At 59.5% G+C, this 25,837-nt stretch carries 19 protein-coding genes and 2 pseudogenes; 14 read left to right on the top strand and 7 right to left on the bottom strand.

Annotated elements, in window-relative coordinates; translation table 11 throughout:
* Positions 1-255 precede the first annotated feature (255 nt).
* From asnB to NKH54_RS18490, 3 genes are all read right to left on the bottom strand, one after another.
* Positions 256-2,226 (bottom strand): asparagine synthase (glutamine-hydrolyzing), encoded by a 1,971-nt coding sequence (gene asnB / locus NKH54_RS18500; protein WP_023713503.1) that lies wholly within the window; start codon positions 2,224-2,226, stop codon positions 256-258.
* Positions 2,227-2,296: 70 nt separating this feature from the next.
* A complete protein-coding gene (locus tag NKH54_RS18495; RefSeq protein WP_023713502.1) occupies positions 2,297-3,091 on the bottom strand; it encodes a class I SAM-dependent methyltransferase in 795 nt (264 codons plus the stop codon).
* 46 nt (positions 3,092-3,137) lie between these two features.
* Positions 3,138-3,785 carry an NAD-dependent epimerase/dehydratase family protein gene (locus tag NKH54_RS18490; RefSeq protein WP_353028693.1) on the bottom strand — a complete coding sequence of 216 codons (648 nt, stop codon included), beginning with the start codon at positions 3,783-3,785 and terminating at the stop codon, positions 3,138-3,140.
* 243 nt (positions 3,786-4,028) lie between these two features.
* Here NKH54_RS18490 and NKH54_RS18485 point away from each other — a divergent pair, with 243 nt between their 5' ends.
* Positions 4,029-5,159: a glycosyltransferase family 4 protein gene (locus tag NKH54_RS18485; protein ID WP_023713501.1), complete on the top strand. Its 1,131-nt coding sequence runs from the start codon at positions 4,029-4,031 to the stop codon at positions 5,157-5,159.
* A complete protein-coding gene (locus tag NKH54_RS18480; RefSeq protein WP_023713500.1) occupies positions 5,156-5,995 on the top strand; it encodes a class I SAM-dependent methyltransferase in 840 nt (279 codons plus the stop codon). The genes NKH54_RS18485 and NKH54_RS18480 overlap by 4 nt, the downstream gene beginning before the upstream one ends.
* Positions 5,996-6,066: 71 nt before the next feature.
* Here NKH54_RS18480 and NKH54_RS18475 read toward each other — a convergent pair whose 3' ends face one another.
* Entirely contained in the window at positions 6,067-7,875 is a 1,809-nt protein-coding gene (locus NKH54_RS18475) for an ABC transporter ATP-binding protein (RefSeq protein WP_245264034.1), read from the bottom strand.
* A gap of 141 nt (positions 7,876-8,016) precedes the next feature.
* Here NKH54_RS18475 and NKH54_RS18470 point away from each other — a divergent pair, with 141 nt between their 5' ends.
* The 3 genes from NKH54_RS18470 to NKH54_RS18460 all read left to right on the top strand — a co-directional run bounded on the left by NKH54_RS18470 (position 8,017) and on the right by NKH54_RS18460 (position 12,330).
* Complete coding sequence (locus NKH54_RS18470; RefSeq protein ID WP_353028692.1) at positions 8,017-8,925, top strand: hypothetical protein; 909 nt, start codon at positions 8,017-8,019, stop codon at positions 8,923-8,925.
* 189 nt (positions 8,926-9,114) lie between these two features.
* Entirely contained in the window at positions 9,115-10,305 is a 1,191-nt protein-coding gene (locus NKH54_RS18465) for a glycosyltransferase (protein WP_050590321.1), read from the top strand.
* Complete coding sequence (locus tag NKH54_RS18460; RefSeq protein WP_353028691.1) at positions 10,306-12,330, top strand: hypothetical protein; 2,025 nt, start codon at positions 10,306-10,308, stop codon at positions 12,328-12,330.
* Here NKH54_RS18460 and NKH54_RS18455 read toward each other — a convergent pair.
* Positions 12,260-14,335: an acyltransferase family protein gene (locus NKH54_RS18455; protein ID WP_353028730.1), complete on the bottom strand. Its 2,076-nt coding sequence runs from the start codon at positions 14,333-14,335 to the stop codon at positions 12,260-12,262. The genes NKH54_RS18460 and NKH54_RS18455 overlap by 71 nt on opposite strands.
* Before the next feature lie 5 nt (positions 14,336-14,340).
* A complete protein-coding gene (locus tag NKH54_RS18450; RefSeq protein ID WP_352758921.1) occupies positions 14,341-16,356 on the bottom strand; it encodes an acyltransferase family protein in 2,016 nt (671 codons plus the stop codon).
* A gap of 356 nt (positions 16,357-16,712) precedes the next feature.
* On the opposite strand from NKH54_RS18450, the gene NKH54_RS18445 reads away from it, so the two are divergent.
* From NKH54_RS18445 to NKH54_RS18430, 4 genes are all read left to right on the top strand, one after another.
* The gene (locus tag NKH54_RS18445) at positions 16,713-17,726 is read left to right on the top strand and encodes an NAD-dependent epimerase/dehydratase family protein (protein WP_196813567.1); all 1,014 of its coding nucleotides are present in this window, start codon (positions 16,713-16,715) and stop codon (positions 17,724-17,726) included.
* A gap of 158 nt (positions 17,727-17,884) precedes the next feature.
* Positions 17,885-18,511 carry an MraY family glycosyltransferase gene (locus tag NKH54_RS18440; RefSeq protein WP_353028690.1) on the top strand — a complete coding sequence of 209 codons (627 nt, stop codon included), beginning with the start codon at positions 17,885-17,887 and terminating at the stop codon, positions 18,509-18,511.
* A 581-nt stretch (positions 18,512-19,092) separates the two neighbouring features.
* Positions 19,093-19,859, top strand: a protein-coding gene (locus tag NKH54_RS18435) for an IS5 family transposase (RefSeq protein WP_502907546.1) whose coding sequence is annotated in 2 segments (ribosomal slippage) — positions 19,093-19,405 and positions 19,405-19,859 — 768 coding nt in all. Because the reading frame shifts where the segments join, the coding sequence is not laid out codon by codon here.
* A gap of 116 nt (positions 19,860-19,975) precedes the next feature.
* Entirely contained in the window at positions 19,976-20,665 is a 690-nt protein-coding gene (locus NKH54_RS18430; RefSeq protein WP_352443378.1) for a GDSL-type esterase/lipase family protein, read from the top strand.
* A gap of 375 nt (positions 20,666-21,040) precedes the next feature.
* Here NKH54_RS18430 and NKH54_RS18425 read toward each other — a convergent pair whose 3' ends face one another.
* Complete coding sequence (locus tag NKH54_RS18425; RefSeq protein WP_353028689.1) at positions 21,041-22,540, bottom strand: winged helix-turn-helix domain-containing tetratricopeptide repeat protein; 1,500 nt, start codon at positions 22,538-22,540, stop codon at positions 21,041-21,043.
* Positions 22,541-22,662: 122 nt separating this feature from the next.
* Between NKH54_RS18425 and NKH54_RS18420 the strand changes: the two genes are divergently transcribed.
* The 5 genes and pseudogenes from NKH54_RS18420 to NKH54_RS18400 all read left to right on the top strand — a co-directional run bounded on the left by NKH54_RS18420 (position 22,663) and on the right by NKH54_RS18400 (position 25,658).
* A complete protein-coding gene (locus NKH54_RS18420) occupies positions 22,663-22,920 on the top strand; it encodes a DUF1127 domain-containing protein (RefSeq protein ID WP_353028688.1) in 258 nt (85 codons plus the stop codon).
* Between the two features lie 413 nt (positions 22,921-23,333).
* A complete protein-coding gene (locus tag NKH54_RS18415; protein ID WP_353028687.1) occupies positions 23,334-23,525 on the top strand; it encodes a transposase in 192 nt (63 codons plus the stop codon).
* 149 nt (positions 23,526-23,674) lie between these two features.
* Positions 23,675-24,295: pseudogene (locus NKH54_RS18410) on the top strand (IS3 family transposase); the annotation flags it as partial.
* A complete protein-coding gene (locus NKH54_RS18405; protein ID WP_353028686.1) occupies positions 24,292-24,486 on the top strand; it encodes a hypothetical protein in 195 nt (64 codons plus the stop codon). The pseudogene NKH54_RS18410 and the gene NKH54_RS18405, both read left to right, overlap by 4 nt.
* Positions 24,487-24,528: 42 nt before the next feature.
* Positions 24,529-25,658 (top strand): annotated as a pseudogene (locus tag NKH54_RS18400) (IS30 family transposase).
* Positions 25,659-25,837 lie beyond the last annotated feature (179 nt).

Genomic DNA, 25,837 nt, shown 5'->3' with positions numbered 1-25,837 from the left:
CAGGCGATCGAGAAATACTGGTTGACCTGGTCAGTCGTGAAATGGCGACGGAGCGATTTAAACAGGGTTCAATGCCTTTGCTTCGTTGGCTTCCAGGTCGCCTGAGGGTCGGTTCGAACGACCCTGGCGCACGTCGGTTCGCCTCTCCCTCCCGTATAGCTGCTCGCTTTCGCGTCTGATAGTGCCGAACGTCTCGTCCCTTCCGACGGCATGAGAGGGCACCGCAAAGACTAAACCGCCCGGGCTCACCACCCATCACGCTGCGATCGCGTTTGAAAATCCCTTGGTCGCTCCCCGCCAGGACTGGAACATCAACACGTCCCAGAGTAGATATTGGTTGTTTTGGTGCCCGGAGAGGTGTTCGAACCAGGCACGCCGGATCGCTTCAGGCCGGAAGAATCCGTCTTCGCGCAGCCGGCGCTCGTCGAGCAACTCCTCGGCCCATTCGCGCAAAGCGCCGCGCAACCAGGAATCAATGGGCACGCCGAAGCCCATCTTGGGGCGTTCGACAAGCTCTTTTGGAAGATGCCTGTAAAGCAGCTGTCGCAGAGGCCACTTGGTCTGGCCGCCGGCGCGCAGAATTGAGAGCGGTAGCGACAGCACGAAGCTTATGAGTCGATGGTCGAGAAACGGTACACGTGTTTCAAGACTGACGGCCATGGCGGCGCGATCGACCTTCACCAGTATGTCGTCGGGTAGATAGCTCATAAGATCGATGTACATCATCCGCTCGACGCTACCGGGCAAATCCGGCAACGGTTCCAGGCCGGTCAGCATTGTTGGCGGCTCGACCGCATCCGAGATGATCTCGGTCGGGTCCCAGTGCGAGCACAGGCGACGGTAGACATCGTCCATGGTCCGCAGCGAAAGCACAGACGCGGCTTTGTGGATCATGTCGCCGACGCGTTCGCGGCGCAGGCGTTGCGGGAGGAGCGGCATGATCCCGCCCGCGAGGTTGTTGTAGAGGCCGGCCGACGGCAATGTCGCCAGGCTAGCAGACGCGCGGCGCAGACCGACCGGAATTCGGGACAACTTGTTCCAGAACGCATCGGCGAGCGCGTAGCGGTTGTAGCCTGAGAACAACTCGTCGCCGCCGTCACCCGACAACGCCACGGTAACGCTGCCACGTGCCAGTTTCGAGACGAGGAAAGTCGGGATTTGCGAGGAGTCAGAGAAAGGCTCGCTATAGATGCCCGACAGTTGCGGCACCACGTCGAGCGCGTCGCGCTGGTTGAGATAGAGCTCTGTATGATCGGTGCCGAGATGGCGCGCCACTTGCTTGGCATGGTGCGCCTCGTTGTAGCCGACGTCCTCGAAGCCGATTGTGAAGGTGCGCACCGGCCGCGCACTGATCGACTGCATGACTGCCACGACCGCGGAAGAATCGATGCCGCCAGATAGGAAGGCGCCAAGCGGCACGTCGGCGATCATCTGCCCTTCAAGTGAGCGGCGCAGATGACGCTCGACCTCGTCGACCACCTCTTCAGAGCTGCCCAGGAAAGGCTCGCGCCGGCCTTGCGCTGCGACGTCGCTGGCGCGCCAGTAATTTTCGACGCGCGGCTCATTCATAGGATCGGAGAGGACGAGTAAGTGGCCGGGTCTCAGTTTCCGTATGCTCTGATAGATGCTGTAGGGCGCGGGGATGTAGTTGTGGCGCATCATCAGCGCCAACGCATTGCGGTCTATCTCCGGGCGCCAGTCCGGCAGAGGTTGAAAGGCGCTGAGTTCCGAGGCAAACGCGAAGGCCTTGCCGACACGGCCGTAGTAGAGCGGCTTTTCACCCACGCGATCGCGACCGAGAACCAGAGTTCTTTCACGCCGGTCCCAGACGCCAAAAGCAAACATACCGGCGGCCAGTTCGAGTGCTTTTTTGGTCCCTAGCTCTTCGATGGCGACCAGGAGGACCTCGGTATCGGAATGTCCACGCCACGCGTGTACACCAAATTGCTGGTCAAGGTGCGCCCGCATCTCGCCGTGATTGTAGACCTCGCCATTGAAGACAATGACATAGCGGCCTGTGTGAGAGATCATTGGCTGGGCGCCAGCCGAGGACAGGTCGATGATGGCAAGGCGGCGCTGGCTGAGCGCGACGCCCGCCTCGGCGTCGCTCCAGACCCCGTCGCCGTCGGGTCCACGATGTCGGATGTGGTCGGCCATCCGACGCACAGTATGGCCGCCGCCGCTCGTCGCAGCCGCTCCACCCACAATGCCGACGATACCGCACATCCGCCGTTACAGCTCCATATCGGCTTGCCCAAGTTATCCGCGCGTCACCAGACTGGGAAGAAGCCCGTGGCTATAAATCTATCCGCTCGAAACACCATTCACCACAGCCGGTGCCGAAAAGGCCAACTCCCGGCAGCACATTGAAACGCCGATCCGTGCGAAACCCAAGATTTTCCACAATCCGCTCCAACTCGCTGGCTAACGCGGATTGATAGGGATAGCCGCCAAGCCAGTCGTCGACATCCGCCAGAAATTCCATGCCTCGGCGCGCGCGGTAGTTCCTTACAAACGATATCGGGTCCCGGTGGCGCAGGGTCCTTGCGACCATATAAGCCGAGACAAAGACCGCCTTGATCGGCGGCCGTACCCATCGATGCGAGGCGTAGAACCTCTTTTCGACCGTCCATAGTCCGCACAGCGGCGTCTTAAGATAGATCGCAATACCCAGTCGCCCAGAGCGGCCGACCAAGCCAGCCGCATTGGCGATCGCTGTCCACATATCTCCGGTATGGTGGAGGACCCCCCATGAATAGACGACATCGAACGTGCCGGTGGGCAGCGAGGATCTGTCAAGGATATCGGCCCGCTCAACGGTCCAATCGGCATCGGGTGCAAACCGGGACAGGACGGCCCTGGTCGTCTCCACGCAATCCGCGTCATAATCGAGTGCTGTGACTTTCGCCGCGCCGAGCCGGAGTGCGGCCGCTGAATGCAGCCCCGAGCCGCAGCCGATGTCCAGAAAAGTCATGCCGTTGAGGTCACCCGCCAGTCGACCAAGATCCTCACACGCCCGGTCCAGATGTTCGGCCTCGAAACGCGCGGCAAGCTCGGACCAGTTGCGGCCGAAATCATAGCGCGCGTTCATTTGTCGCCCACCTGTCGTCCTTTTTGCGTGGCACCGCCTCTGCGGATCATACCCGATAGTACTCCCGATACCATTCGCAAAGCGGAGAACTCCGACCTCTATTGGAATCCGGCCTGGATCCCGTCGCCTCCTCGAGCGAACTGACATCGACGAAAGTTGCCGGCACGTCACCCGGCTGCAGCGGCATGGGATTGCGGTTCGCCTTTAGTCGGAGCGCGTTCTCCAGCACCGCGATGAGCCGTTCAGCTGAACTGGCGAACTGCCGTCGATATTGTGGATTCTGAACGGCGCGTTGCTGATCGCTGGATCCGGCGACGCTTTCCCACTGCGGGTTGGGTGTCGCGGGCTGACGCATGGCGCGGACGATGCCTTCGACAATATCGCCGACATAAGTGAAATCGCGCTGCATGTTGCCATGGTTGAAGAAGTCGATCGGCTCGCCAGCGACGATGGCCTCAGCGAAGATGAGCAGGGCCATGTCTGGCCGTCCCCACGGACCATAGACGGTGGAGAAGCGTAATCCTGTCGTGGGCAGTGCAAACTGATGGCTGTATGTATAGGCCATCAGCTCGTTTGCCTTCTTGATGGCGGCGTAGAGGCTGAGCGAATGGTCAGCCGAATCGGGCCACGCAAACGGCATGCGCGTGCTGCGGCCGTAGATCGAGCTCGATGACGCATAGACAAGATGGTTCACCGAGGCGTGCCATCCCAGGCCGATAACAGCAATGCGTTCGACGTCCTTGTATGGTAGGCGTTACGTCAATTCAACGACACGCTGTTGCCAAGGGGCAAGTCTCCGCTCGAAAGCAACTCTGAGACACTTTTGGCGAAGCATCTGCTCGATGTTGTGGATAACATGCGCCATGATTGGGTTTTGCGTGTCAAAAATCTACAAGGGTCGGATGGGTCGCGAGCAATCACCCCAAGAAATGACTGCATGAAACGAATCGTCGTCATCGTCAGCGAACCAACGTCCCTCGCAAGCACCAGGGGACACTTGCTTCTTGCGCTGCGCGATTCCGGGTACGAAGTTCATGCCATGGCGCCGGTCGACGCCATGACCATCCGTTGGCTGGCCGAGAACGGCGTCCACTTTCATCCATTGCCAATGGAACGAGCCGGGATTGCTCCGTTCGGCGATACGGTGTTGGCTTTTCGTCTCCACAACCGGCTAAGAAAACTCAAGCCTCAGGTGGTGTTGACCTGTGCAATCAAGCCGATCGTCTACGGCATCCCGGCTGCGTTGCTTGCCGGGATCCAGCGACGGCACGCACTTGTCACCGGCCTCGGCTACGCCTTCACGGACCGGCACAAGTCACCACGCTGGAGGATGGTAAACGCAGTGGCTCGGCTCCTCTATGCCGCAAGCCTTCGGGTTGCCACCACGGTCACCTTCCAGAACGACGATGACCGCAACGACTTCCGTCGCCTTGGGCTGCTCGGGCGGACCCAAGCTAATGTCGTCAACGGCTCGGGAGTCGATCTAGACCGATTCAAAGTCGCGCCACTACCCGATCAGCCGCGATTTCTGATGATTGCACGCCTGCTGCGTGACAAAGGCCTCGCCGAATATCTGGGTGCGGCGACGCTGGTTAGGGCTGTCAGACCTGACGCCCGTTTCCACCTCGTCGGAGATATGGATCCAAACCCCTCGGGGTTTCCATTATCGGAGGTTGAGGAGGCAGTCGCCGGCGGAGCCATCCGTTATCACGGACCGGTCGAGGACGTCCGTCACATCATCGCGGATACGCGTATCTTCGTGCTTCCGTCGTATCGCGAGGGGACGTCGCGATCGGTTCTGGAGGCCATGGCGATGGGGCGCCCGGTGATCACAACGGATGCGCCGGGTTGCCGGGCGCCAATCGTGCCCGGGGTCAACGGGCTGCTGGTTCCGGTTGGTGCCACCACATCGTTGGCTGAAGCCATGATCCGCTTGATAGACAACCCCGACGAAGCCGTATCCATGGGCAAGAACAGCCGATCGATTGCCGAACAGCGCTATGATATTCAGAAAGTTACAGCTGACATGATGGGCATCATCGAAGGGGGAGACCGAGCCGCAGGATGACATTCACAGGCAACCCATCGTCGAATCGGTACGAGTTCGGAGCCAATTGGGCGTCGTTCGTCGACAAACACTACTCGACTGAACGTCGGCAGGTGGCGGCCGACAAGCTTCTGTCCTTCCTCGGCAAGCAGAGCCTGGAAGGAATGGATTTTCTCGATATCGGCAGCGGCAGCGGGCTACACTCGCTTGCCGCCTTCGACGCAAAGGCGGATCGGATACATTCCTTCGACTTTGATCCGCTTTCGGTAAGTACCACCGGCAGGCTTCGCAAATTGGCCGGGGACCCGCCGAACTGGGCCGTCGAACGAGGTGACGTTCTCGATGCCGACTATCTTGAGGCGCTGGGCACTTGGAGCTTGGTCTATTCATGGGGCGTGCTCCATCACACTGGCGCCATGTGGCAAGCAATTGAGAATGCTGCACGAAGGGTAGGGCCTGGCGGCCTTTTCTTCATCGCTCTCTATTCGTCGAATGTCGTAACGCCTTCCGCGCAATTCTGGCTCAATGTAAAACGTCGGTACAATGCCGCCAACCCTCGTCAAAGGCGATGGATCGAATGCTGGTACATCTGGCGTTTCGGCCTTGGCAGAAATCCACTTCGGCTGCCAATGCTCCTGAAGCAGATTCGCGAGAAGAAAAAAGGTCGCGGCATGAGTTACATGACCGACGTCCGCGACTGGCTGGGAGGGTGGCCAATGGAGTTCGCCGACGACCAGGCCGTGATCGACTTCTTGAAGCAACGGTTCGATTTCGAAATCGTCAGGATATCCACCGGTGAAGCCTGCACGGAATTTCTCTTCCAGAACCCTGGCAAGGTGCAATCCAAACCGAACTGACGTGGCGGCCTTGCTGCACCGGCGGCGCCAGCCCGATCAGGCACGTTGCCGAACCCGTCCACGCGATGCATTCAAGCGATCTGTCCGCCGGTTGTCGTCGAGATATGCGGCTGGCGGTGTTCAAGGGTTACGATCTCGTCGCAACTTTCAACTGTCGTGAGACGGTGTGCGATGATCAATATTGTCAGATCGGTGGGCAGTTCTCGGATCGCCTCCATGACTGCCGCCTCGGTCTCCATGTCGAGAGCGCTCGTCGCCTCGTCGAAGACGAGCACAGATGCCTGTTTGTACAAAGCCCTCGCGATGCCTATTCGCTGGCGTTGACCTCCCGACAGGCGGACGCCGCGCTCGCCAACACGCGTCTCGTAGCCCTGCGGCAAGCTTTCTATGAAGTCCGCCAACGCGGCCTGCTGCGCCGCGCTGCGGACGCGCTCGTGGTCGGTCCTGGCAGGGTCGATGCCGAAGGCGATATTGTCTGCGATGGACGCATCCGCCAGGAATATGCTTTGTGGCACATGTGCGATCTGTCTTTGCCAGGCACGTCGCGTAGCGCCGTCCAACGTCTGCCCGTCGATCTCGATCGCTCCGCTGGTCGGTTCCAGCAAACCCATGATCAGATCGACCGTCGTGCTCTTGCCGCTGCCGGTCTTGCCTACGAAGCCGACCTTGGTCCCCTTCGGGATTTTGAGATTGAAGCCTTCGAGTATCGGCGGCTGGTCGGAGGCGTAACGAAACGACACGTCCTTGAGTATGATCGCTTGTTCGAATGGCAGGCGCCTGGCTGGAGGCTCGTTCCATTCGGGGCCAAGTGGTGCTTCCAGCGCCTGGAGCACAACTTCGGCGCCGGCAAGATTGCTGAGTATCAACGCCCAATTGCCGTATACAAGCTGCATCGATGGCAGCAGACGCTGGGCTCCCAGCACGAATGTTCCAAGTATTGGCAGTACCTCGCCGGCATTGTTGGATCGGATGATGAGGAAATAGGCGAGGGCCGCGATGATCACCATACCCGCGGCTTCAATCGCGAAACGCGGAGCGCTGGCTGCAAGCGCGTTCGTTGCGTTGGCGCGTTGCAGGCGCAGGTCGAGTTCGCTGTAGCGGGAAAGAAAATATGGCTGTGTGTCGTTGATAATGACATCGCGGATACCGCCCAGCCCCTCCTGTACAGAACGAATGCCTTCGGCCTGCGCGCTAGCGATGATCCGCGCATTCTGCTTGAGGTGTTTTCGGATCACAAGCGACATGGCGAGATACACCGCACCAAAGCCCGCGAAGATAACGAAGGTGATGATCGAACTTAGTATGAAAAGCGCTGCGACGACGAAGACACCGATGATTATGCCGCTGATTGATTGCAACAGTGGCAGCATCACGCCAGCGGTGATTGCTTGTACCTGTCGTAGCGCCGCCAACACCGAACTGGAGTTGCGCGAAACGTGGTAGTTGTAGGGCTGGCGCAGCACTCGGTCATAGACGGTCACGCCCACCTCATGTCCCAGCGAGAAGACGTATGAATTCGTGGCCCAGGTGAGGAGTATACGCACGGCACCGGCCACGATGGCCACTACGGAAAACAAAACCGTGAGCCCGAGCAGGCTGTCAGAAGAGCCGGTCAGCCGAAAGCCTGCAAGCTGACGCGCCAGAAACGACTGTCCGCCAACCGTCTCAGGATTGGCGATGCGCGCAAGAAACGGCAGCAAGGCACCAAGCGTGGCCGCTTCCGCCAGAGCACCGAACACCATCAGGACAAGGAGGCCGAAAAACTGCCTTTGCCGCCGCTGCGATACCTGCCGCCACAAGCGCCGCATTGTGTCGAAAGTGCTGCCCGAGTCTCGTTTTCCGCTCAACGCCAAATCGATGTCCGTATTCAGAGGGCCCAATGCACACGTCCAGCGGGCCACGACAAGCCACAACCGACGTCGATTGGCAATTTATCACAGAAGCGCCGAAGGTGGTCCGTCCACAAATTTCCTCGCAGTGGACTAGAAGCCACGGCCGCGACGAGGTGATAGTCTTCGACCATGAATGATGCCTTTGAGATTCGGTATCAAAAGTTGCGGCCAAGCTTAACTGCTGCATTGCTGTGCTCATTCGGCTTCTTCTCGGCAGGGGTTGGGGCGGCTTTCCTGCTGTTTGTCTCGGCCTATCCGCTCGGATTGATCAGCGCTTACCCGGCACCACCTGCCGAGGCAACCGAAGGGCCGCTGGGATTCCAGCAGAAGGTGGTGGATGTCGATGACCTCTACCGCGCTACGGACGAACCCATGCAGGCCTATCTCGAGCGCCTGACAAAGGCTGTCGCGGGTGGAATGGTGCATTATTGGACGGAAGGCGACAGCTGGGCGGCGACCGACACGTCCTACACGCGCATCAGCGTTTTTGACAACTACCTGCTCTGGATGCTCAGCTTCCGGCCGCAATATCGCGAAACGCTGCAAAATTATGAGTTTGTAACGCCCCGCAAAGGGCTTGCCCGGGGGTATGGGTTCTGTTCCCAGGTGTCCAAAATCGTCTATTCCATCCTTGCCGATCAAGGCATCGAGGCGACGATCTACAGTGTTCCCCAACACACCGTGGTAGTGTCGAACGGCAATATTCTGGATTCCGACTACGGTGTCTTTGTTCCTCGCTCGCTTGAGGACGTGCAGAGGGAGCCGTCAATCATCGACACCTACTACGCGCAATTCGCGCCGATGTTGCCCCTGCTGAAGACGGCTTATGGTGGGGCTTGGCAACCGGCTGGCACCATAGAGGACTTCGACGGCGTGCGTGCATACGAGGCAAAGTTCGAGCGGCTCAAATGGGCACCGCCACTCGCCCTCCTGGCAACCGGAATGGTGCTTGCCACGTTCGGGATGATGCTGCGGCATCGTGAAGGACGCAGCCCGTCTGCTGCGCGGCAGGCTGGAGTTGATCTTGCCGGCTCGTGACCTTTTGTGGATTGTATGCGCAATACGACTTCTTCTTGCCGGCTCTGGACGCTATGTGGAAGCGGGAACGGGCGAGAACAGGCGGAGGGGTGAGCGACGCTGCGAGAAGACCTTGCGTTGACTAGTGCTGAAAGCCGACAGCGCGTTGCCGCGCCTTCCACCGCGCGCCTGAGAAGGACCCGTCGCAACGTGCTCTTCATTATCGGGACGCTCGATCTCGGAGGCACGGAAAGCCAACTGGTGCTGCTTGCCAAGGAGTTGAAGGCGCGGGGCTGGCAGGTCGAGGTCTTTGCCCTCTCGTCGGGCGGTGTTCTTGCGGAAACGCTGAATCGTGCCGGTATCCGAATATCCTACGGGCTTCATCGCCCCAATCCCTTGCCCGCATCACTGACAGCGGCGGGGGCGGAAGAAAAATCGAGCGTTGCCCCCAAGACGCGGCCGAGCGTCAAGGCAATGCTGGTGCTCGGCGCCGCGATCACTTTGCTCGTTGGTCGCATCATTTTGACCCGGCCACGCGTGGTTCACGCCTTTTTGCCATTGACCAACTTTCTGGGCGCGTTGGCAGGTCGGTTTGCGCTGGCCCCACTCGTCATCACCTCCAGGCGCGGTCTCGGCAACCACCAGGAGCGATGGCCGCGGCTGAAGCGCATGGATCGAGTCGCCAATCGGTTTTCACATGTGGTGGTCGCTAACTCGCATGCGGTCGCGGCCGACATGGCGGCCCGGGATGGCTATGATCTCGCCCGCGTGCGCGTGATTGCCAATGGTCTCGATCTGAGCCGTTTCGATGGTATCAGCCATCGCCGTGATGAGATCAGGCGCAGCCTTGGTCTTGAACCTGACGATGTCGGGGTCGTCATCGTCGCCAATCTTATTCCCTATAAGGGACACAAAGATCTTATCGACGCTTTCGCAAGCGCAAGCCAAAGTCGGCCGGAGCTGAGGTTGTTCATCGCCGGACAAGATCGAGGCATTGGGCAGGCGCTGATGGAGCAAGCCCAGCGGCTTGGCGTCGGATCGACAGTTCGGCTGCTCGGGGCTCAGGACGACGTACCAGGCCTGCTTGCCGGCATGGACATCGGCGTGATCGCCTCCCACGAGGAAGGCTTTTGCAACGCCCTGATGGAAAAACTCACCGCAGGCCTCCCAGTGGTGGCCACCAATGTCGGTGGAAATCCGGAGGCAGTTTCGGGCATGCCGGGTTGTGTGCTGGTGAAGCCTCGTGACCCTGCCGATCTGGCCCGCGGACTGCTTGCCGTTCTCGAGCGGTTGCCCGAGCAGACAGTGGACCGAAAATTTCGTCAGCGGGCGATGCGCGAACGCTACTCCTTAAGGGCTATGGTGGACGCTTATGAAACCCTCTACCTCGCGGGCAAGTGAATGAGCGGGATTGCTCACTTCCAAGGCCCGGTGAATTCGGCGCCTACGCCGCGCAGCATCCTGCCATGTGTCGCCGCCGGGCTGTGTGCATTTGCCATAGTTATCTATCAGTCGTGGTTCATGCCCTATTTTCTGCCGTTCTTTACGGGCCGGGACGAGTTCGCCAGACTGGTTTTCCATGCCCTCTACGGCAGCGTGTTGATTGTTTCGATTGCCGTTCTTGCAATCCGTCGGTACGTGCGTGGCGCGATCCTCCTGCTCGCGATCGCCGGGGCGATGGCGGTTGCCCCGGTTGCGCTTCATCCACTTGGCATCGTCGCAAAGTGTTACCTGATTACCCTTTTCCTTGGCGGCGGGGCGATTGTCCTCATGCTCGCCTCATCGCCCGCAATGGTGCTGCGTCTATGTGCGTCGGTGACGGCGCTCAATGCGGTGGTCTGCTTCCTCGACATTCTTTTTGCCAACGGCTTCACCAGTACGCTTGGCAGAGCCGCCGGCCTGGCGATCAATCCGAATGTGGCAGCCGCTGGCCTGCTTCTTGGCGCCGCGGCGAGCTATCGCGCCGTCGCGCCAAACTGGCGTGCCACTTTCCTTGTTCTCGTAAGCGCCGCTCTGCTCGTCACGCTTTCCCGCTCGAACATTCTTGCAGCCTGTGGCACCGTGGCGGTGCCGTTTGCCGTTGATATTTGGCAGCAATTTCGGGGTCACCGTCGTTTAAGGCTCGATCCAAGGGGCTGGGGTCGCCCGCTCGCCGTCGCATTAATACTGCTGGGGACAATCGGTGTCGCGCTCGCCACAAATGTTTATTTTCGCGTTTCCGTCGGCAACTCCTTCGCCGGGATGATCTCGGTTGGAAAGGCGCTCGATGAGGCGGCGGATGCTGTCGATTCGTCACATGATGAGGTTGCGTCGTCCGCCTTAGACCCGGTTGCGCCGTCGTCTCAACAAGCTCTGGCTGAATCAAGTTCGGCTGCGACGATTGACCAGCCGACGGCAGAACCTTCGATCAGATCAGACCCTCCGCAAGCCGATCCTGCGCGAGCCACTGCCTCATCTGCGCCTCCGTTCAGCGGCCTGCCTTCGTCCGCGACAGGCCAATCCACAAACGCTGCCAAGATCCAGGCGCTAGGCGAACGTCTCGTGGACGAGGGCAAGAGAAATTCGATCTCGGCAAGAGCACTCTTTCTGGAGCGAGGCCTGCTGGCGTACAGAGAAGGCGGCTTCTTCGGTCGCGGCCTTGAGGTGGCGCAGGCTCTCGCGCCTCACAACACCCTTGTCCTTTTCGCAATTGCTTTTGGGCACATCGGCTGGTTGATCCCGATCGGCCTGGTCGCTTCCGCTTTCTGGTATGTCCGCAGCGCCGGCGATCTGGCCCTTGGTGTCGCACTCGTGGGGGTCATGCTGACATCGCATGACCTCTTGCTGACACCCTCTCTCTTTCTTCCGGTCGCGCTGGGAATTGGTGGGATGCTTGCCGAGCGGCGGGGATTTACTGAAACACATTCCTCAGCAAAAAAAGGCGAGCATCGCAGCTTTGCTTTTGGAGCTAATGCAGGCGTGATGGCCTTTGCGGTTGGCTGCATTGCGATATTGCTCATCACACCGTCGCTTGTTACCGGACGGCTGGAGAACGAGACCATGTTTACCGCAAGAGGCGGGTACGAGACGCTGCTACCACGCTCGCAATTTCCTGGCCTTTTCCAATTTGACAACCTTGTCCTCGATCCCCTGTTGAAGGCTTCAGACCTGCGTGAAGAAGGGACCCCGCTCCACCAAGTTGAATGGGCGCCGAACGCATGGCCGGCTGTTGGCCCGGGCGAATATACTTTTCGCCGGCGGGACGCGGTGCTGTTTTCGGCCACGGATTCGAGCGACCCTCGCCAAAACGGACGAACCTACGCAGTCGCCGTTCCGCTCTCAGTCAGCGCGCTGTGCCTTGCTCTCCTGGGCACAATCATCGCTTGGTCGATTGTGTCGACGTCTGCCTTGACGCCACGGATAAGTCGTCGCGAAGCCTCTCTATGACTTTCGGAACAACAAGGCGTGCCCCGTAGATGGAGAAGTGGTTCTCATCCAGGTAGAGGCTATGCCCTGCGCCGTCCGTCACATCACAGCCATTTGCCGAACAGATGGTTTCGCCGGGATCAAGCAGGTGAAAGCTGGAATGGCTGGCGAAAGCCATGAATGCCTGGTCGAAGGCGACGTTCTCCACCCGGGTGGGAACCGGGCAGGGCAAGGAAAGGTAAGTCGGTCTCAAATGGCAGACCACATTGGCGTCCGGCGTGTGTCCGATCAGGATCACCGGGCCGCGAAAAGCGGCATAGAGTTTCGCTAAGTCCCCAAGCATGGTCGCATACAGTTTTGCCAGGTCGGGCATCTCGACAGGCGCACCATCCACTTTCCGTTCGAGAAGAGTGCGATATCCGGGCCAGCGCTGCGCTTGGACAATGGCGAGAATGTCACCGGCCTTCAACCAGCGAGCCGCCTGGTCGGTAGCATTCCGGCAGTGCCGCGTGACCGCGCCGTTTGTTCTGGTCTGGAACTCTGCTCCGAAATAGCAATTGCCGGCATCGGCCAGCAGGAAGTGGAATTCCTGACCGCCGAGTTCTTGAAGCGCCCGCGTGTATTGGTCGATGTGCGAATCGCCGACCACGAGTATCTTCTTTGGACTTTGAAGGTTGCCGAACTCGCAGAAATCCAAGCAGGCCAACGAGCCGGTGATCGCCTTCAGGGCTGCGCTGTTGGCAAGTTCGTTCCCCGCGACGGAATGAAGACGCCACGGCATTCCGCCCGACATCGCGTAACTGACCACGGAACATGAGAGCAGGCCAGTCAAGGCAAGTCCAAAAGAGGGGAGGAAGCCATGGCCAGCGCGAAAAGGCTGCTCGACGAAATGAAACATCGACATGGCCATGACGAGGGCCAGAAGCCCGACGAAGAGCGCTTCGGTCGGAAGCAGGGGGCGAAGCAAACCGTATTCGCAAAACACGATCAGGGGCCAATGAACGAGGTAGAGCGAGTAGCTGATGCGACCAAGATAGCCGACTGCGCGATTGCGCAAGGCGAAACCTCCCAATCGCGAACGGTTCGCAGACAACACCATCGCGGCGCCGGTGGCAGGGGCAAGCACGTTCCAGGCGGGCGCGCCCGAACGGCTGTCGAAAGAGAACACTGCAAACGCTATGAGGGCCAAGCCCAGCCAGGCGAGCAGCTCGTGGACAAGGACAGGTCGCGGCTTGGGAAGCCAGACCAGCGCCGCGCCACAGGCGAACTCGAACACGCGAAATGGCGTGTTGTAAAACACGGTTGCACGGCCCTCGGCGATCCAGTCCGCCGCCGGGGTCCCTGCAAACGGCCAAAACGATCCGTCCTGGAATGCGACAATGAGCCAGAAACTGAGAATGGCAATCGTGATGATCGACCAAACCATTCGCCCTGGGAATGCGGCAAGCAAAACTGAAAGCAGCATCGGCCAGACGAGATAAAACTGCCACTCCACACTGAGTGACCATGTATGAAGGAGCGGTTTCATCCGCGCGGCGAGATCAAAGTAGCCGGACTGGCGCCAGAAAAAGATGTTCGAAACGCCGTAACTCGATGCCATCAGCGATTTCGCGAAGGTCTCCAGATGTTGAGGCGTAAGCAGAAGAAACGCGGCGATGCATGACAGGGATAATGTCGCGAAAAATGCCGGCAGCAGGCGGCGAGCCCGGCGCGAATAGAAATGCGCCAAACTGAAACGCCCTGCCTCCACATCGGTGGCCACAATGCGGGTGATCAAAAAGCCGCTGATTACGAAAAACACATCGACGCCGACAAAGCCGCCGGAGAAACCTGCGAATCTCAGGTGGAAAAACAAAACAGCCAGCACCGCGACCGCTCTAAGCCCGTCTATGTCCGTGCGGTGACCGTCCCCAGCCGCTGCCGCACATGACGGGCTGCCGAACTGTCCTCCAACCCGCAACGCGCGGCTGTCTTCCGAACAGGCCACTCCAGCCGTGGTCGAGAGCGGAGCCTGGCCGCTTCGCATCCCGTTCAATTGCTCTTGCCAGCCGTTTGAGACGGCGTGGTGTTGGCGGCCGACAACCGGTTTTGCTCCTGGCCTTTCAGGGCCGGATAGAGACCCATCATTCGCGCGACGGCTTCGTCTGTCTCGGGCTTCAGGTTTCTGCGTATATGCGAACCATCTCGGTAGATGAACTCGCCATTGACGTAGGTTGCGCAGTGTCTGTCTGGACACATCCCTTTGAGCGGATCGACGAAGACGACGTTATTGTCATGAACGAGCGATGCGAGCGCGGACACCATAGGCGACCAGATCCGGAAGACTTGCTCGCTATTCATCTCGGTCGAACAACGCCTTAGCATACCGCTTTCGAGCATCGCTGCGCATGAAGTCAGGTCCAGGCCGGGACCAGGCACTTGGCCAATGATTGCGACGCGCCGATCCGCCCTTTCGACTTCCTGGATGAGGCTACGCAGGCCATCGCGCAACAACAGGACTTTGCTGGTCTGCCTCTCACCATTGTCAGCAAGGACATTGGTGTCGGCAAGGCTTGTCCAGGCTGCGGAGAGCACCACGAGGTAGATGTCATTGCGTTGTTTCAGCATGGCGACCGCGGCCTTTCGCGACGATGAGCAGCTTTCCCGATATCCGGCCAAATCCGGAAAGTCGCGGTGGACACCTTCTCCAAAGGCTGCCGGACAGGCGCGGTAAAGAAAGAAAGCCGTGTTTTCTCTTTTACCTGCGCTGTCTAACAGCGGCGCAAGATGCTCGGCATGGCTGTCGCCCCAGAGCACGGCGTGGCGCGCCGCTTTGTCCCAAGGCGCACCGAACGCGCAAAAGGTACTGCCCAACTCAGCGATGCTGACCATCTGCGGGCATGACCAGTCCCACATCACATCGAGGCTGCGCATTGCCTCGACTTGCTTCGAGATCCTGCTGGTGAAACCACGGGCTTCGAACACGGCATTGGCACTCAGGCAAACCATTGCCACCGCGGCGGCACCAGCGAGAAGCACGCTGGATGGCGGCGCCCGCAGGCGGCGAACGGGTTCCTCGATGAACCGCCAGGACAGATACGCCACCAGCCAGGCAACCGCTAAAAGCACGCACGATTCAACCGCCGAGGGCATTGCGGTGCCAATATAATGGCGGAAGAACACGAGGATCGGCCAATGCCAGAGATACAGGCTGTAGGAGATTCTGCCCGTCGATCGCAACGGCGCGCTCGCAAGCACGGCCGAAATCGTCGACTGCGACCGCGGCCAGACGACCAGAGCAGCCCCGATCACAGGACCGAGCGCGAAAACGCCTGGAAACGGTTGGCTCGGCGAGAGAAAAAGGATGCTTGCGACTACAAGACCAAGGCCGCTCAGCTCAAACCATTTGGACGTACGCCCGCGGCCTTTCGGTGGCGCAAAGACGAGCAGGCCGCCGATAGTCAACTCCCAGGCTCGGCTGAAGGGAACATAGAACGCCTGCTTCGGATCGGCCTCCACCAGATTGAGGGCGATCGAGAAGCTGACCAGCGCAACAATGCAGATCAGCGCGACGACGGGGAGCTGGCGGCCGCGTGACAGCCGGTTGGCAACCAGAAGCAACAGCGGCCATACGAGATAGAACTGCTCTTCGACGCCGAGCGACCAAAGATGAAGCAGCGGCAGCAGCGCCGCCTCGCGATCGAAATAGCCGGTATTCCAAAGGAAATAATAGTTTCCCAATCCGAACGTGGAATATGCCGCACTGCGTCCCAGACCTTCATAGTCGCCCGGCAGCAACAGAAACCAGCCGGCAACGAGTGAGAAGCAGATCATCACCAGCATCGCCGGCAATATTCGACGCATGCGTCTGCCGTAGAATTCCACAAGGGACAGTCCGCCGCCTTCAGCCATTAAAAGGCGCGTGATCAGGTAACCGGAGATAACAAGGAAGACATCAACGCCAGCAAAGCCGCCCCGAAAACCGGGCACGTCAAAATGGAAAAAAACCACTGCGACCACTGCGATAGCGCGCAACCCGTCAATATCTGGGCGATAGTCGGACTTCAAAGCTCCCCCCGAACAGTCCCTTGGCCTCTTAGCCTAATTGCGCGATATGAGTCGATGGCCTGAGTTATGCAGTGGCGGCACTCGCTGTTGGAGGTTCAAGTTGCATTGCGAGAAACGTGGAGATACCCCCACAATTTGTTTCGGCCAGAACGACGGAAATCTCCACATTGGTGGGGATGTGCCAGAATCAGCTATGGTCTGGTGACCAAAGGACGGAGAACTGGCAGGATTTCGGGTGGGTGTTTGTTCGCTGATGATATCGAGGGCGACGAAAACTCGCCAGCCTTGATATGAAAGTGGTTGTTTGCCCATCCTCGACTGTATAGATGACGCTCCCGTGGGAGGACGTGGCAACCTTGGACAACCATAGCGCGGACTTGGTCGAATTTGGCCAGCACACACATGTGCTGGTTACTGGCGGAGCAGGCTTCGTAGGGTCGGCGCTTGTCGATCTTTTGCTCGCCCGCCATTGCACCGTAACCGTCATCGACGATCTCTCGAACGGGCTGCTGCCCAATCTGCCCACCGGCAATTCCCGGCTGACGATCCGCACTTTCAGGGTTGGCGATCCGGCATACGGCGCGGCGGTCCACAATGAGGTCGGGTTGGCCGATGCAGTCTTCCACCTGGCGAGTCCGATCGGCGTTCAGCTTGCCCACATGGAGCGTTTTGCCGTCACCAGCCGCATTCTCGAATCAGGCTGTGCGATCGTGGAGGCGTGCAGAGTACACCGACGTCCGCTGCTTTACACGTCGAGTTCAGAAGTCTACGGCTCCGGCCGGGACAGGCCAATCACGGAATCCGATCCGGTGACGACGGACCTGCGACCGAGATGGGGCTACGCAGCTGCCAAGGCCGCGATCGAACATTTAGTGGCCGGACTGTTTTTTGAATTCGGAATCCCGACCTGGATCGTTCGACCATTCAACATGGCCGGACCGCGCCAGCGCTCGGCGACCGGCCTCGTCCTGCCGGTGTTCGTCGATGCAGCGCTGCGTGGTGAACCACTCGTAGTCCATGACGATGGAGAGCAAAGGCGGGCGTTCCTGCACGTTGCCGACGCCGCCGAAGGTCTGCTGCTGGCAATGCAGTGCCCGTCATTGCGTGGCCGGCCAGTCAACTTGGGCGGAAGCGAAGCGATTCAGATTGGAAATCTTGCAAGAATGGTGATTGAGGCCACCGCGACGACCGCGCCCATTATCATGAAACCATCCAGCACGGTGTTTGGTGATCGGTTCGCCGTAACATACGACCGAGTACCTGACACAAGCCTGTTAACAACCATGACCGGATGGCGACCCGTGCGAAGCACGAGGCAGATGGTCCTCGACTGCATAGAGCACATGCGTACCGAACGAGTGGTTGCTTGACGTCTGGCTCCTTGGTCCCGTTCATCGGGGCCCTGCTCATCGCGGTTCCCGGCGTCTGGCTGTTTGCGCGTCTTGCGCGGCGTATCGGAGCCGTCTCCAAGGTCACGAAAGATCGATGGCACACATCAGGCGAGGTTCCCCGGCTCGCGGGGCCCGCCATGCTGATCGCGATGTCACCATGGCTCCTCGTTGAACATACTCTCCTGCTATCAGCCTTCTGTTTGATCGGGGCGCTCGATGACCTCCGATCTCTTTCTGCCGGTGCCAAGGCAGCAGCGTTGGCCGCCGCAGCTGTTTTGGCCGGTATCATTACGCATCTGTGGTGGGTTCCGATCATCATTTGGATCGCTTGCAACGCCGTCAATATGCTTGACCATGCCGATGGTCTTGCCGCGAGCGCAATCGCGGCCGCCTTCCTCGGGCTGGGCGGCGCTCTCGGTATGGCGGGCGTCGGAGCATGCCTGGGATTTCTATTCTTCAACTATCCGCCGGCACGCGTTTTCATGGGCGATAGCGGCAGCCTTCTCCTCGGAGCGGCAATCGTGCTACTCGCGTCGCAAAGAGGGTTTGACGCTTCCCTGGCGTGGATTGCCGTGCCGCTGATTGACGCCGTCTTCGTAATCAGTCGCCGCTTGCTGCAGGGGCGAAAACCTTGGATCGGCGGCACAGATCATCTTGGTCACACCTTGCTCCGCCTGGGCGTGAACCGCCGGGTTTTGCCCGCCCTATATGCAGCGACGGCACTGACGGTCGGGCTTATGTTCTCGGTCTGGGCAAACACATAGGCACTTGAAGGCGTTGGGTCGAAGCTTCGGACACACGCCAGCGGCGTGTCGGCTTGCCGTGACTTCGGCCTAAACGCTGACAGTCCGCTCGCGGCTCTTAACGGCCTTCCCGGGCCTCGACAATCGCGCGCCGTTTAATTAGCCACAATGTTAGGCCGTGAACCCATAAATGCGGACCGAAATGAGTGGAATGCTGACTAGGCTAACCCTTCAACAGCGGCGGTTCGGATACCCATGACGACACCCATCCGCATGCCACCCAATTATTCAAGTTCTGACCCGTCAGCTGGATGCGGTGCTCCCGATGAACATCGAAGGTGAAGCCATCCTTCCCCTCTCTGGCAATCCCACTAAGCAGCAGAACGCCTTTGAGGTTTGAGACCTGTTCAGCTGACAAGTGCTCGTTGAACTTAACGATGAATGTCACAGACACGTCGATACCGTTTGTTGGTCAGTAGGCAAAACATGCGTATCCACCATTTGAGACTGTAGGTAGATATTGTCGTCGCTTGCGTGTGTCCGCAATGGGTCGTTTTCCGACTGAGGCTTTCATATTGCGGCGGAATCTGATCAGGCTGTTCATGAGCCGATATGACCTGACGGACTTCGAATGGCGCGTGATCGAGCCACTGTTGCCCAACAAGCCCCGAGGCGTGCCGCGTGTCGATGATCGGCGCGTGTTGAACGGCATCTTCTGGGTGCTTCGTTCCGGTGCACCGTGGCGAGACCTGCCCGGGCGATACGGCCCACGCACCACCTGCTACAACCGCTTCGTCCGATGGAGGAAAGCTGGTGTGTGGGACTACCTCATGGACGAAATTACTAAAGCCCATGACAGCCGGGTGCAAATGATTGACACCTCCGTTGTTCGTGTCCATCAGCAGGGCGCGACAGCAAAAAGGGGGATCGAGATCATTGTCTCGGTCGTTCCCGGGGCGGGCTAACAACCAAAATCCATGCTCTTGTGGACGCTAAAGGCAGGCCGATCAAGCTGACGCTTACGGCAGGCCAGAAGAGCGACATCGCCTCCGCAGCGGACTTGATCACGGATTTGCCAGAGGGTGCCATGCTGCTCGCCGACAAGGGCTACGATGCCAACGTCTTGCGCACTGCGGTCACGGAGCGAAAGGCATGGGCCAACACCCCTCCCAAGGCCAACCGCAAGGACCCGATCTGCTTCAGCCCTTTCCTGTACAAGGCGCGCAATCTCGTCGAGCGCTTCTTCAACAACGCCAAGCAATTCCGCCGGATCGCAACTCGATACGACAAGCTGGCAGAAAATTACCTTGCCGCCCTCAAACTCGTCGCAATCCGCATCTGGCTACGCGGTAATGAGTCTACGTCCTAACGCGGCGTGGCCACCTTCCTTCGCCGATGCAGTCGTGAGAATTTGCTGTTACGATACATCGCGGGCTCTGAGGCTTAGGTAAGGATAGCCACGAATGGTCCGCTGGGAGGTAGACCATGACAAAAGTGCGTGGCGTTTCGTTTGTGGCCCTTGCCGCACTTTCCGCGACGTTGGGGTTAGCCGGCAACGTGGATGCCGAGGATGCACCTCCGACAATCGTCACCCTCGGCGACAGCTACATCAATAGCGCTGGAGTAGTTGCCAGTGAGAGCTTTGCGACCAAGCTAAAGGCTGGGCTGAACGCTGCCGGGCATCCCGTGACAATTGTCGAGGTGGGGTACTTGGCGACCAGCAAACGGGGTCTCACTTGGCTGGCGGAATACAAGGACGGCCTTGACCTTCAGGCGAGCCCTGCAAACCACGTTGTCATCGTTGAATTGGGTCAGAACGATTGCGCTCGTATCGGCCTGGATCACACGCGAGCGAACCTCGACCAGGTTCTGAGTATCCTCGCCCAGAAACGCATTCCAGTGCTTGTGGTTGGAACTGCGGCACTTGACGAATGCTCGTCTATACTCTCCGCTGGGCACGAGGCCGACTATCCCGAGCAGTTTTCAAAGATGTTCTCCGAGCTGGCGACCAAGCACGGAGACTTGCTCTACGCTGACTTCAAGGAGGGCGTGACTGGGCATTCGGAGTTGCTGCAAGCGGACAAGAACCACCCAAATGCAGCGGGGGATGCGATCATCGTTAGAAACATGCTCCCTATGGTTGAGGCGCTCCTCGCGCAGGTGCAACCGCGTTGAACTACCCGTCTGAAGAACGGACGGCGTCTATGGAGGCTGGGCCGTGTTCTCAGTAGCGAATTGGCAGGCGTGACCAAGGCCCGAAGAAAGGGTCTTTTGTCCATATCATGAACATGGCGGACCCGCCGGGAGTGATACGGCTGAACGCAAATCTGAGGCAACGCGAAAGGGACCATTTCGGCGGCTTTGCGCCTCATCTCGGACGTTCGGCAAACTTTACCTTCGCCCGAAAGCGGACGGTCGGGCCTGATGCAGCAATGACCCCGCATGTCAGGTTCCAACAGTATGGGAGGTTGTCCTGTCGATCATCGCCGTCGTCCTTCTTACTGCTCACAGCACGCAACTGCAGCGATGAGTTTTCGGACCGGCTGGACCCTATAAAAAGCCGGCCTTTCTGAAGCCGGAGAGGAAGTGCTCGAAGGATGATGGGTCTGCGAAGGGAAGGTGAGCAAGGTAGCCAAGCGAGAGGTCCGGTTGCAGCCTCAGTGTGGCTTCGACTGCGACATGCGCGTTTTCCATCTCGCCTAGATGTGCGTAGGCCGCCGCGAGAAAGGCATGGATGAAGAACTGGTCGCCGGCCTTCCGATAAGCGTCGATGGCGTCGGCATATCGGCCGAGCAGGAAGAGCGCGCTGCCCTTCACCTCCCAGAACCAGACCGGGGGCAACGGGTCGAGCAGTATGGCCCTTTCGAGGACCGCCAAGGACTGCTGAGGCTGGCCGCCGTAGTTGAGCCAGCTTGCATAGTCTCCGGCAATGTTGACGTCGTGCGGATTGAGCGTACGGGCCTGCTGGAAACGCAGTCCTGCATCCCCATGCTGGCGCATATGTACAAGCACGAGACCCATGCTCTGGTTGCAGATGCCGTCATTCCGGTCGAGCAGGAGCGCAGTGCGCGCAGACCGGAAGGCACTTTGCAGCGTACGAGGATCGCGGTCGTACCAGAATCGCGCAACCAGGCACTGCGCTAGATAGGCATGACCTTGAGCAAAAGCCGGATCGAGTTCGGCGCTCCGGGTAAACATGGATTCGCCCATGTCCATTTCATACTGATGGTAGTGCGCGCGACCCTGCAGGTAGTAGTCGTAGGCGGCCCAATCGGCCGGCGGCGTTCGCTGCGAGCGGCTAGTCGCATCTGCCTCGGCGGCGCCTTGGACGGTTGAAGCCACGAGGGCCGCCACCTCCTCCTGAACCGAAAAGATGTCCTCAAGCGCCCTGTCGTAGCGTTGAGCCCACAGATGGAAGCCGCTGGCGCCGTCGATCAGTTGCGCCGTGATCCGGATACGGCTCCCGAGCCGTCGCACGCTGCCCTCGACAAGGTAGCGCGCCCCGAGTTGCCGATGGACTTCCGCGGCATCGGGCGCTGGCCCACGAAATTGAAAAGATGAATTGCGCGCGATGACCACGAGCGACCGGTATCGCGCCAGTTCAGTGATGATATCTTCGGTGATGCCGTCGCTCAGATATTGCTGGTCCTGATCGCCGCTCAAATTGGCGAAGGGCAGCACGGCAATGGTGGGTTTGCCGGACGGCGCGATCGATCGCTGCACTGAACCTTCCACGCGCTCGACAGGCGCGGTGAAGCGGTAGCCGACGCGAGGCACGGTGGCGATCCAGTCGCCACCTTGGTCGGTGGGGCCGAGCGCCTTCCTCAGCGTCGCAATCTGGACGGTGAGATTGCTTTCCTCGACCGCCAGGCCCGGCCAGGCAGCTTCCATCAGCTCGGCTTTGGTCAGGATGTCGCCGGGCCGGGCCGCAAGCGTGGCGAGCAGCGTGATGCCGCGATGCCCGATGGAGATCGGTATCTCCTGTCGCAGGAGCGTCCCCTTCTCAGGGTCGAGCACGAACGGACCAAAGGTGAAGTGAACCCGTTGCATCCCGCCATATTAAACGTTTCGGAACTTTTCGGAACAGTTTCGGCCGCGCTTTAGTACGCAGGTCCGCTCATCCGCCAAAGTAGCGTTATCGATTTTAGCAGCACCAAGAAAGGACGAGCCAAATGAGCACGCAGCTTTCACTTACCTCGAGATTCTACCAGTCTCTCTGGAGCGAACAGCCGACGTGGACGACTGGACCGGCATCGGTCTGGGCGAGACTCATCGCCCTGCGCGGCCTGGTCGCGGTCTGGCGCGAGCGCAAGTACTATCGCGAGGAACTGAAGCGACTGGCGGAAGATGGGCCTCAGCGGATCGACGACGTCGGTCTCACCCTGGCTGCCGTCGAGGCGGAACTGCAAAAGCCGTTCTGGAAGGCGTGATTTGCATCCACAGCTGTGAACGATTATCTGCCTGATTTTCAAAGCGGTTGCGGACTTCATTCGGGGTGCCGCACTCGAAACTGTAAGCTTATTGCCGCTCAAATTGGGCCGCTGAGCAGCGGCTTCGGGAAGTGCGGGTGGGCCTGGGAAAGTGCGGGACGGGTCCATAGCGGTCATTTGGCAGCCTAGGCTAACGTCTGCTCCGCTAATATCGACACCTCAGAAGGGCCAGTCCGCACGCGGCCCCGCCGCAGTCAGCTCCTTTTAGTCACCCCTCTCGGCCAATCATGCGGGGCGGTATTTAAGGGTCGATATCGAAGACGCTTTGATCGTGGCAGTGGAGTGCGCCCTGCGGGTGGACAGATTGGGTTTGAAGGATTTACCAGTGCTGTCGGGTTTTCGGAGAGAGAACCATGGCAAGACACCGCAGTTACAGCATCACGTTCAAGCGTCAGGTTGTTCAGGAATATCTGTCGGGCGATACGTTTCACAGCTTGGCGCAACGGCACGACATCACCCGCACACTGATCCGGATCTGGGTTGGCAAGTATGAAGCAGGCGGCTTGGACGAAGATGTGGTCTCAGCAGCTCTGATCACGGAATAGGAGGCGCGGATTGCCGCGCTTGAGCGACTTGTCGGCAAGCAGGCTCTGGAACTGGAGTTTCTAAAGGGGGCTCTGAAAAGCGCTCCGCGGCCGAAAAGCGGGATTACGTCCGTTATCACCGGCCCCGTGGTCTCAGTGTCGCCAAAGGCTGCCGGCTGATGGGTATGGCGCGTTCCAGCTTCTATGACCGTCCCGAAAGGCCAGCCGACGACACCGCCATCGTCGAGGCGATGGTCTCGATCTGCGACGAGTTCGAGTTCTACGGCTATCGCCGCGTGGGTGCGGCGCTGCGTCAGCAAGGCGTGGTCGTGAACCACAAGAAAATCCGCCGCCTGATGGTCGAGCATGATCTGGTGCCCAGGATGAGGCGCCGATTCGTCGCCACTACCGACAGCAATCATGACAGTCCGATCTTCTCCAACCTGGCGAAGGACTTCGTCCCGACGGGTCCGAACCAGCTTTGGGTGGCCGACATCACCTATGTCGCGCTGCCCGCCCGCTTCGTTTATGTCGCCGTCGTTCTCGACGCATGGTCGCGCATGATCGTCGGCTACGCCATTGGCCGATCGATCGACGCCCCCCTGACGATGGCTGCCTTAAGCGCCGCAGTCGAGCGCAGAATGCCGCCGCCAGGCTGCGTTCATCACTCCGATCGAGGCTCCCAGTATGCCGCCGAGGCCACCGGCAGCTTCTCGCCAGCCATGGTCTGGCGGGCTCGATGGGCCGCAGGGGCAACCCTTATGACAATGCCAAGGCAGAGAGCTTCATGAAAACGCTGAAGGTCGAGGCGATCTACCCGATGGTGCTCGAAACCTTCGAGGAAGTCGCAGCACACCTTCCCCACTTCATCGACGAGGTCTACAACAAACGCAGGCTCCGTGTGACAGTGCAGGGGATGAGGCGACCGAGGCGCGGTCGTTCAGCTACTGAATACCTGCTTTGCGCCGGTGGGTTCAACTGATCGTGGCAACACCTTTAATCTGAGAGGATGAGGAGGTGTCGCATGGTGACGTCACGGGTCTGGTTTACGTCAGCGCAGAAGGCCGAGCTTTGGGAACGATGGAAGTAAGGTCAGAGCATTTCGTCGATCTCGCGGTCACTGGACCGCCGGAACAAGGGCGGTGTTACGCGGATCGTATCCTTGCACGGCGGCATTGCTCCGGCAGCACGGCGTAGAGCGGCTTCGGCGCTTGAACTGGCGGAGCGTGAAGATATCTCTCGGGGGATTGCGGCAGGTCTTGCTATCCGCGCTATTGCACGCAGTCTGGGGCGATCCCCATCAACGATATGTCGCGCGCAATGGCGGTGCAAAAACGTATCGCGCAACTGGGGCAGACAAACAGGCTTGGGAGCGAGCGCTTCGTCCGAAGCAGTGTCGTCTGGCATGCTCTGGACGGCTAAGGTGGCGAGTGGCGCAAAAGCTGGCGCTGCAGTGGTCGACGGAGCAGATTGCAGGCTGGCTGAGGCGAGAGTACCCGGGCGATCCCATCATGCGGATATCTCATGAAGCGGTCTATAGCAGCCTGTTCATCCAGTCGCGAGGGGTGCTCAAGAAGGAACTGACGGCGCATTTGCGCACCAGACGACAGATGCAGGGCGCACAGAGCCAAACGGGGCAAGGACAAATCCTCGATATGGTCTACATCCGTGAGCGCCCCGCCGAGGCGGTGGATCGTGCCATACCAGGCCATTGGGAGGGTGATTTGCTCGGCGGTGCGAACGACACCAACATCGCCACCCTCGTCGAGCCACACAGCCGGTTCACGATGCTTGCGAAGTTGACCAGAAGGGACTCGGCGACCGTCGTCGCGGCTCTCGCCCAAAAGATCGGCACATTGCCCGAAGCGTTACGACGCCGTTGACTTGGGACCAGGGCAAGGAGATGGCTCGTCACAGGAGCTTTACCGTTGCAACCTACCTACAGGTCTACTTATGCGATCTGCGCAGTCCCTGGCACCGCGGCAGCAACGAAAACACCAACGGCCTGCTCAGGCAGTACTTCCCTAGGGCAACCAACTTCTCCCAAGTCTCGCAGGACCAGCTCGACGCCATCGCTCTGCGTCTCAATCAGCGCCCCGAAAAACCCTGGACTTCGAAACGCCGGCCGACAGGCTACGGAAGGTGTTGCGATGACCGGTTGAACCCACCGCCTCATCCCGGTCGTTAGCGCTGTTTCGCCTCGTCCTAAAAGCAGCTGATTTGTCTATGCGCCCTCAGGTCAGGGTCACGCCACGGGCGCAGCGATCGGCCTACGGCGGAGTCAGACGATAACGGCACGAAAAACTTTCGAACTCTTCTGAAAAATGCATTCC

Source organism: Mesorhizobium sp. M1004, from assembly GCF_040318795.1.
Lineage (GTDB): Bacteria > Pseudomonadota > Alphaproteobacteria > Rhizobiales > Rhizobiaceae > Mesorhizobium.
Note: the sequence above shows the minus strand (reverse complement) of the source record. Positions and strands in the feature narration are given on the sequence as shown.

What these genes read in the sequence shown, in the direction of transcription:
- NKH54_RS18420 (WP_353028688.1), top strand. Translation starts at nt 22,663, where the DNA reads ATGAGCACGCAGCTTTCACTTACCTCGAGATTCTACCAGTCTCTCTGG.
- asnB (WP_023713503.1), bottom strand. Translation starts at nt 2,226, where the DNA reads ATGTGCGGTATCGTCGGCATTGTGGGTGGAGCGGCTGCGACGAGCGGC.
- NKH54_RS18485 (WP_023713501.1), top strand. Translation starts at nt 4,029, where the DNA reads ATGAAACGAATCGTCGTCATCGTCAGCGAACCAACGTCCCTCGCAAGC.
- NKH54_RS18470 (WP_353028692.1), top strand. Translation starts at nt 8,017, where the DNA reads ATGAATGATGCCTTTGAGATTCGGTATCAAAAGTTGCGGCCAAGCTTA.
- NKH54_RS18405 (WP_353028686.1), top strand. Translation starts at nt 24,292, where the DNA reads ATGAAAACGCTGAAGGTCGAGGCGATCTACCCGATGGTGCTCGAAACC.
- NKH54_RS18495 (WP_023713502.1), bottom strand. Translation starts at nt 3,091, where the DNA reads ATGAACGCGCGCTATGATTTCGGCCGCAACTGGTCCGAGCTTGCCGCG.
- NKH54_RS18440 (WP_353028690.1), top strand. Translation starts at nt 17,885, where the DNA reads ATGCTGATCGCGATGTCACCATGGCTCCTCGTTGAACATACTCTCCTG.
- NKH54_RS18425 (WP_353028689.1), bottom strand. Translation starts at nt 22,540, where the DNA reads ATGCAACGGGTTCACTTCACCTTTGGTCCGTTCGTGCTCGACCCTGAG.
- NKH54_RS18415 (WP_353028687.1), top strand. Translation starts at nt 23,334, where the DNA reads ATGGCAAGACACCGCAGTTACAGCATCACGTTCAAGCGTCAGGTTGTT.
- NKH54_RS18430 (WP_352443378.1), top strand. Translation starts at nt 19,976, where the DNA reads ATGACAAAAGTGCGTGGCGTTTCGTTTGTGGCCCTTGCCGCACTTTCC.
- NKH54_RS18455 (WP_353028730.1), bottom strand. Translation starts at nt 14,335, where the DNA reads ATGCGAAGCGGCCAGGCTCCGCTCTCGACCACGGCTGGAGTGGCCTGT.
- NKH54_RS18480 (WP_023713500.1), top strand. Translation starts at nt 5,156, where the DNA reads ATGACATTCACAGGCAACCCATCGTCGAATCGGTACGAGTTCGGAGCC.
- NKH54_RS18460 (WP_353028691.1), top strand. Translation starts at nt 10,306, where the DNA reads ATGAGCGGGATTGCTCACTTCCAAGGCCCGGTGAATTCGGCGCCTACG.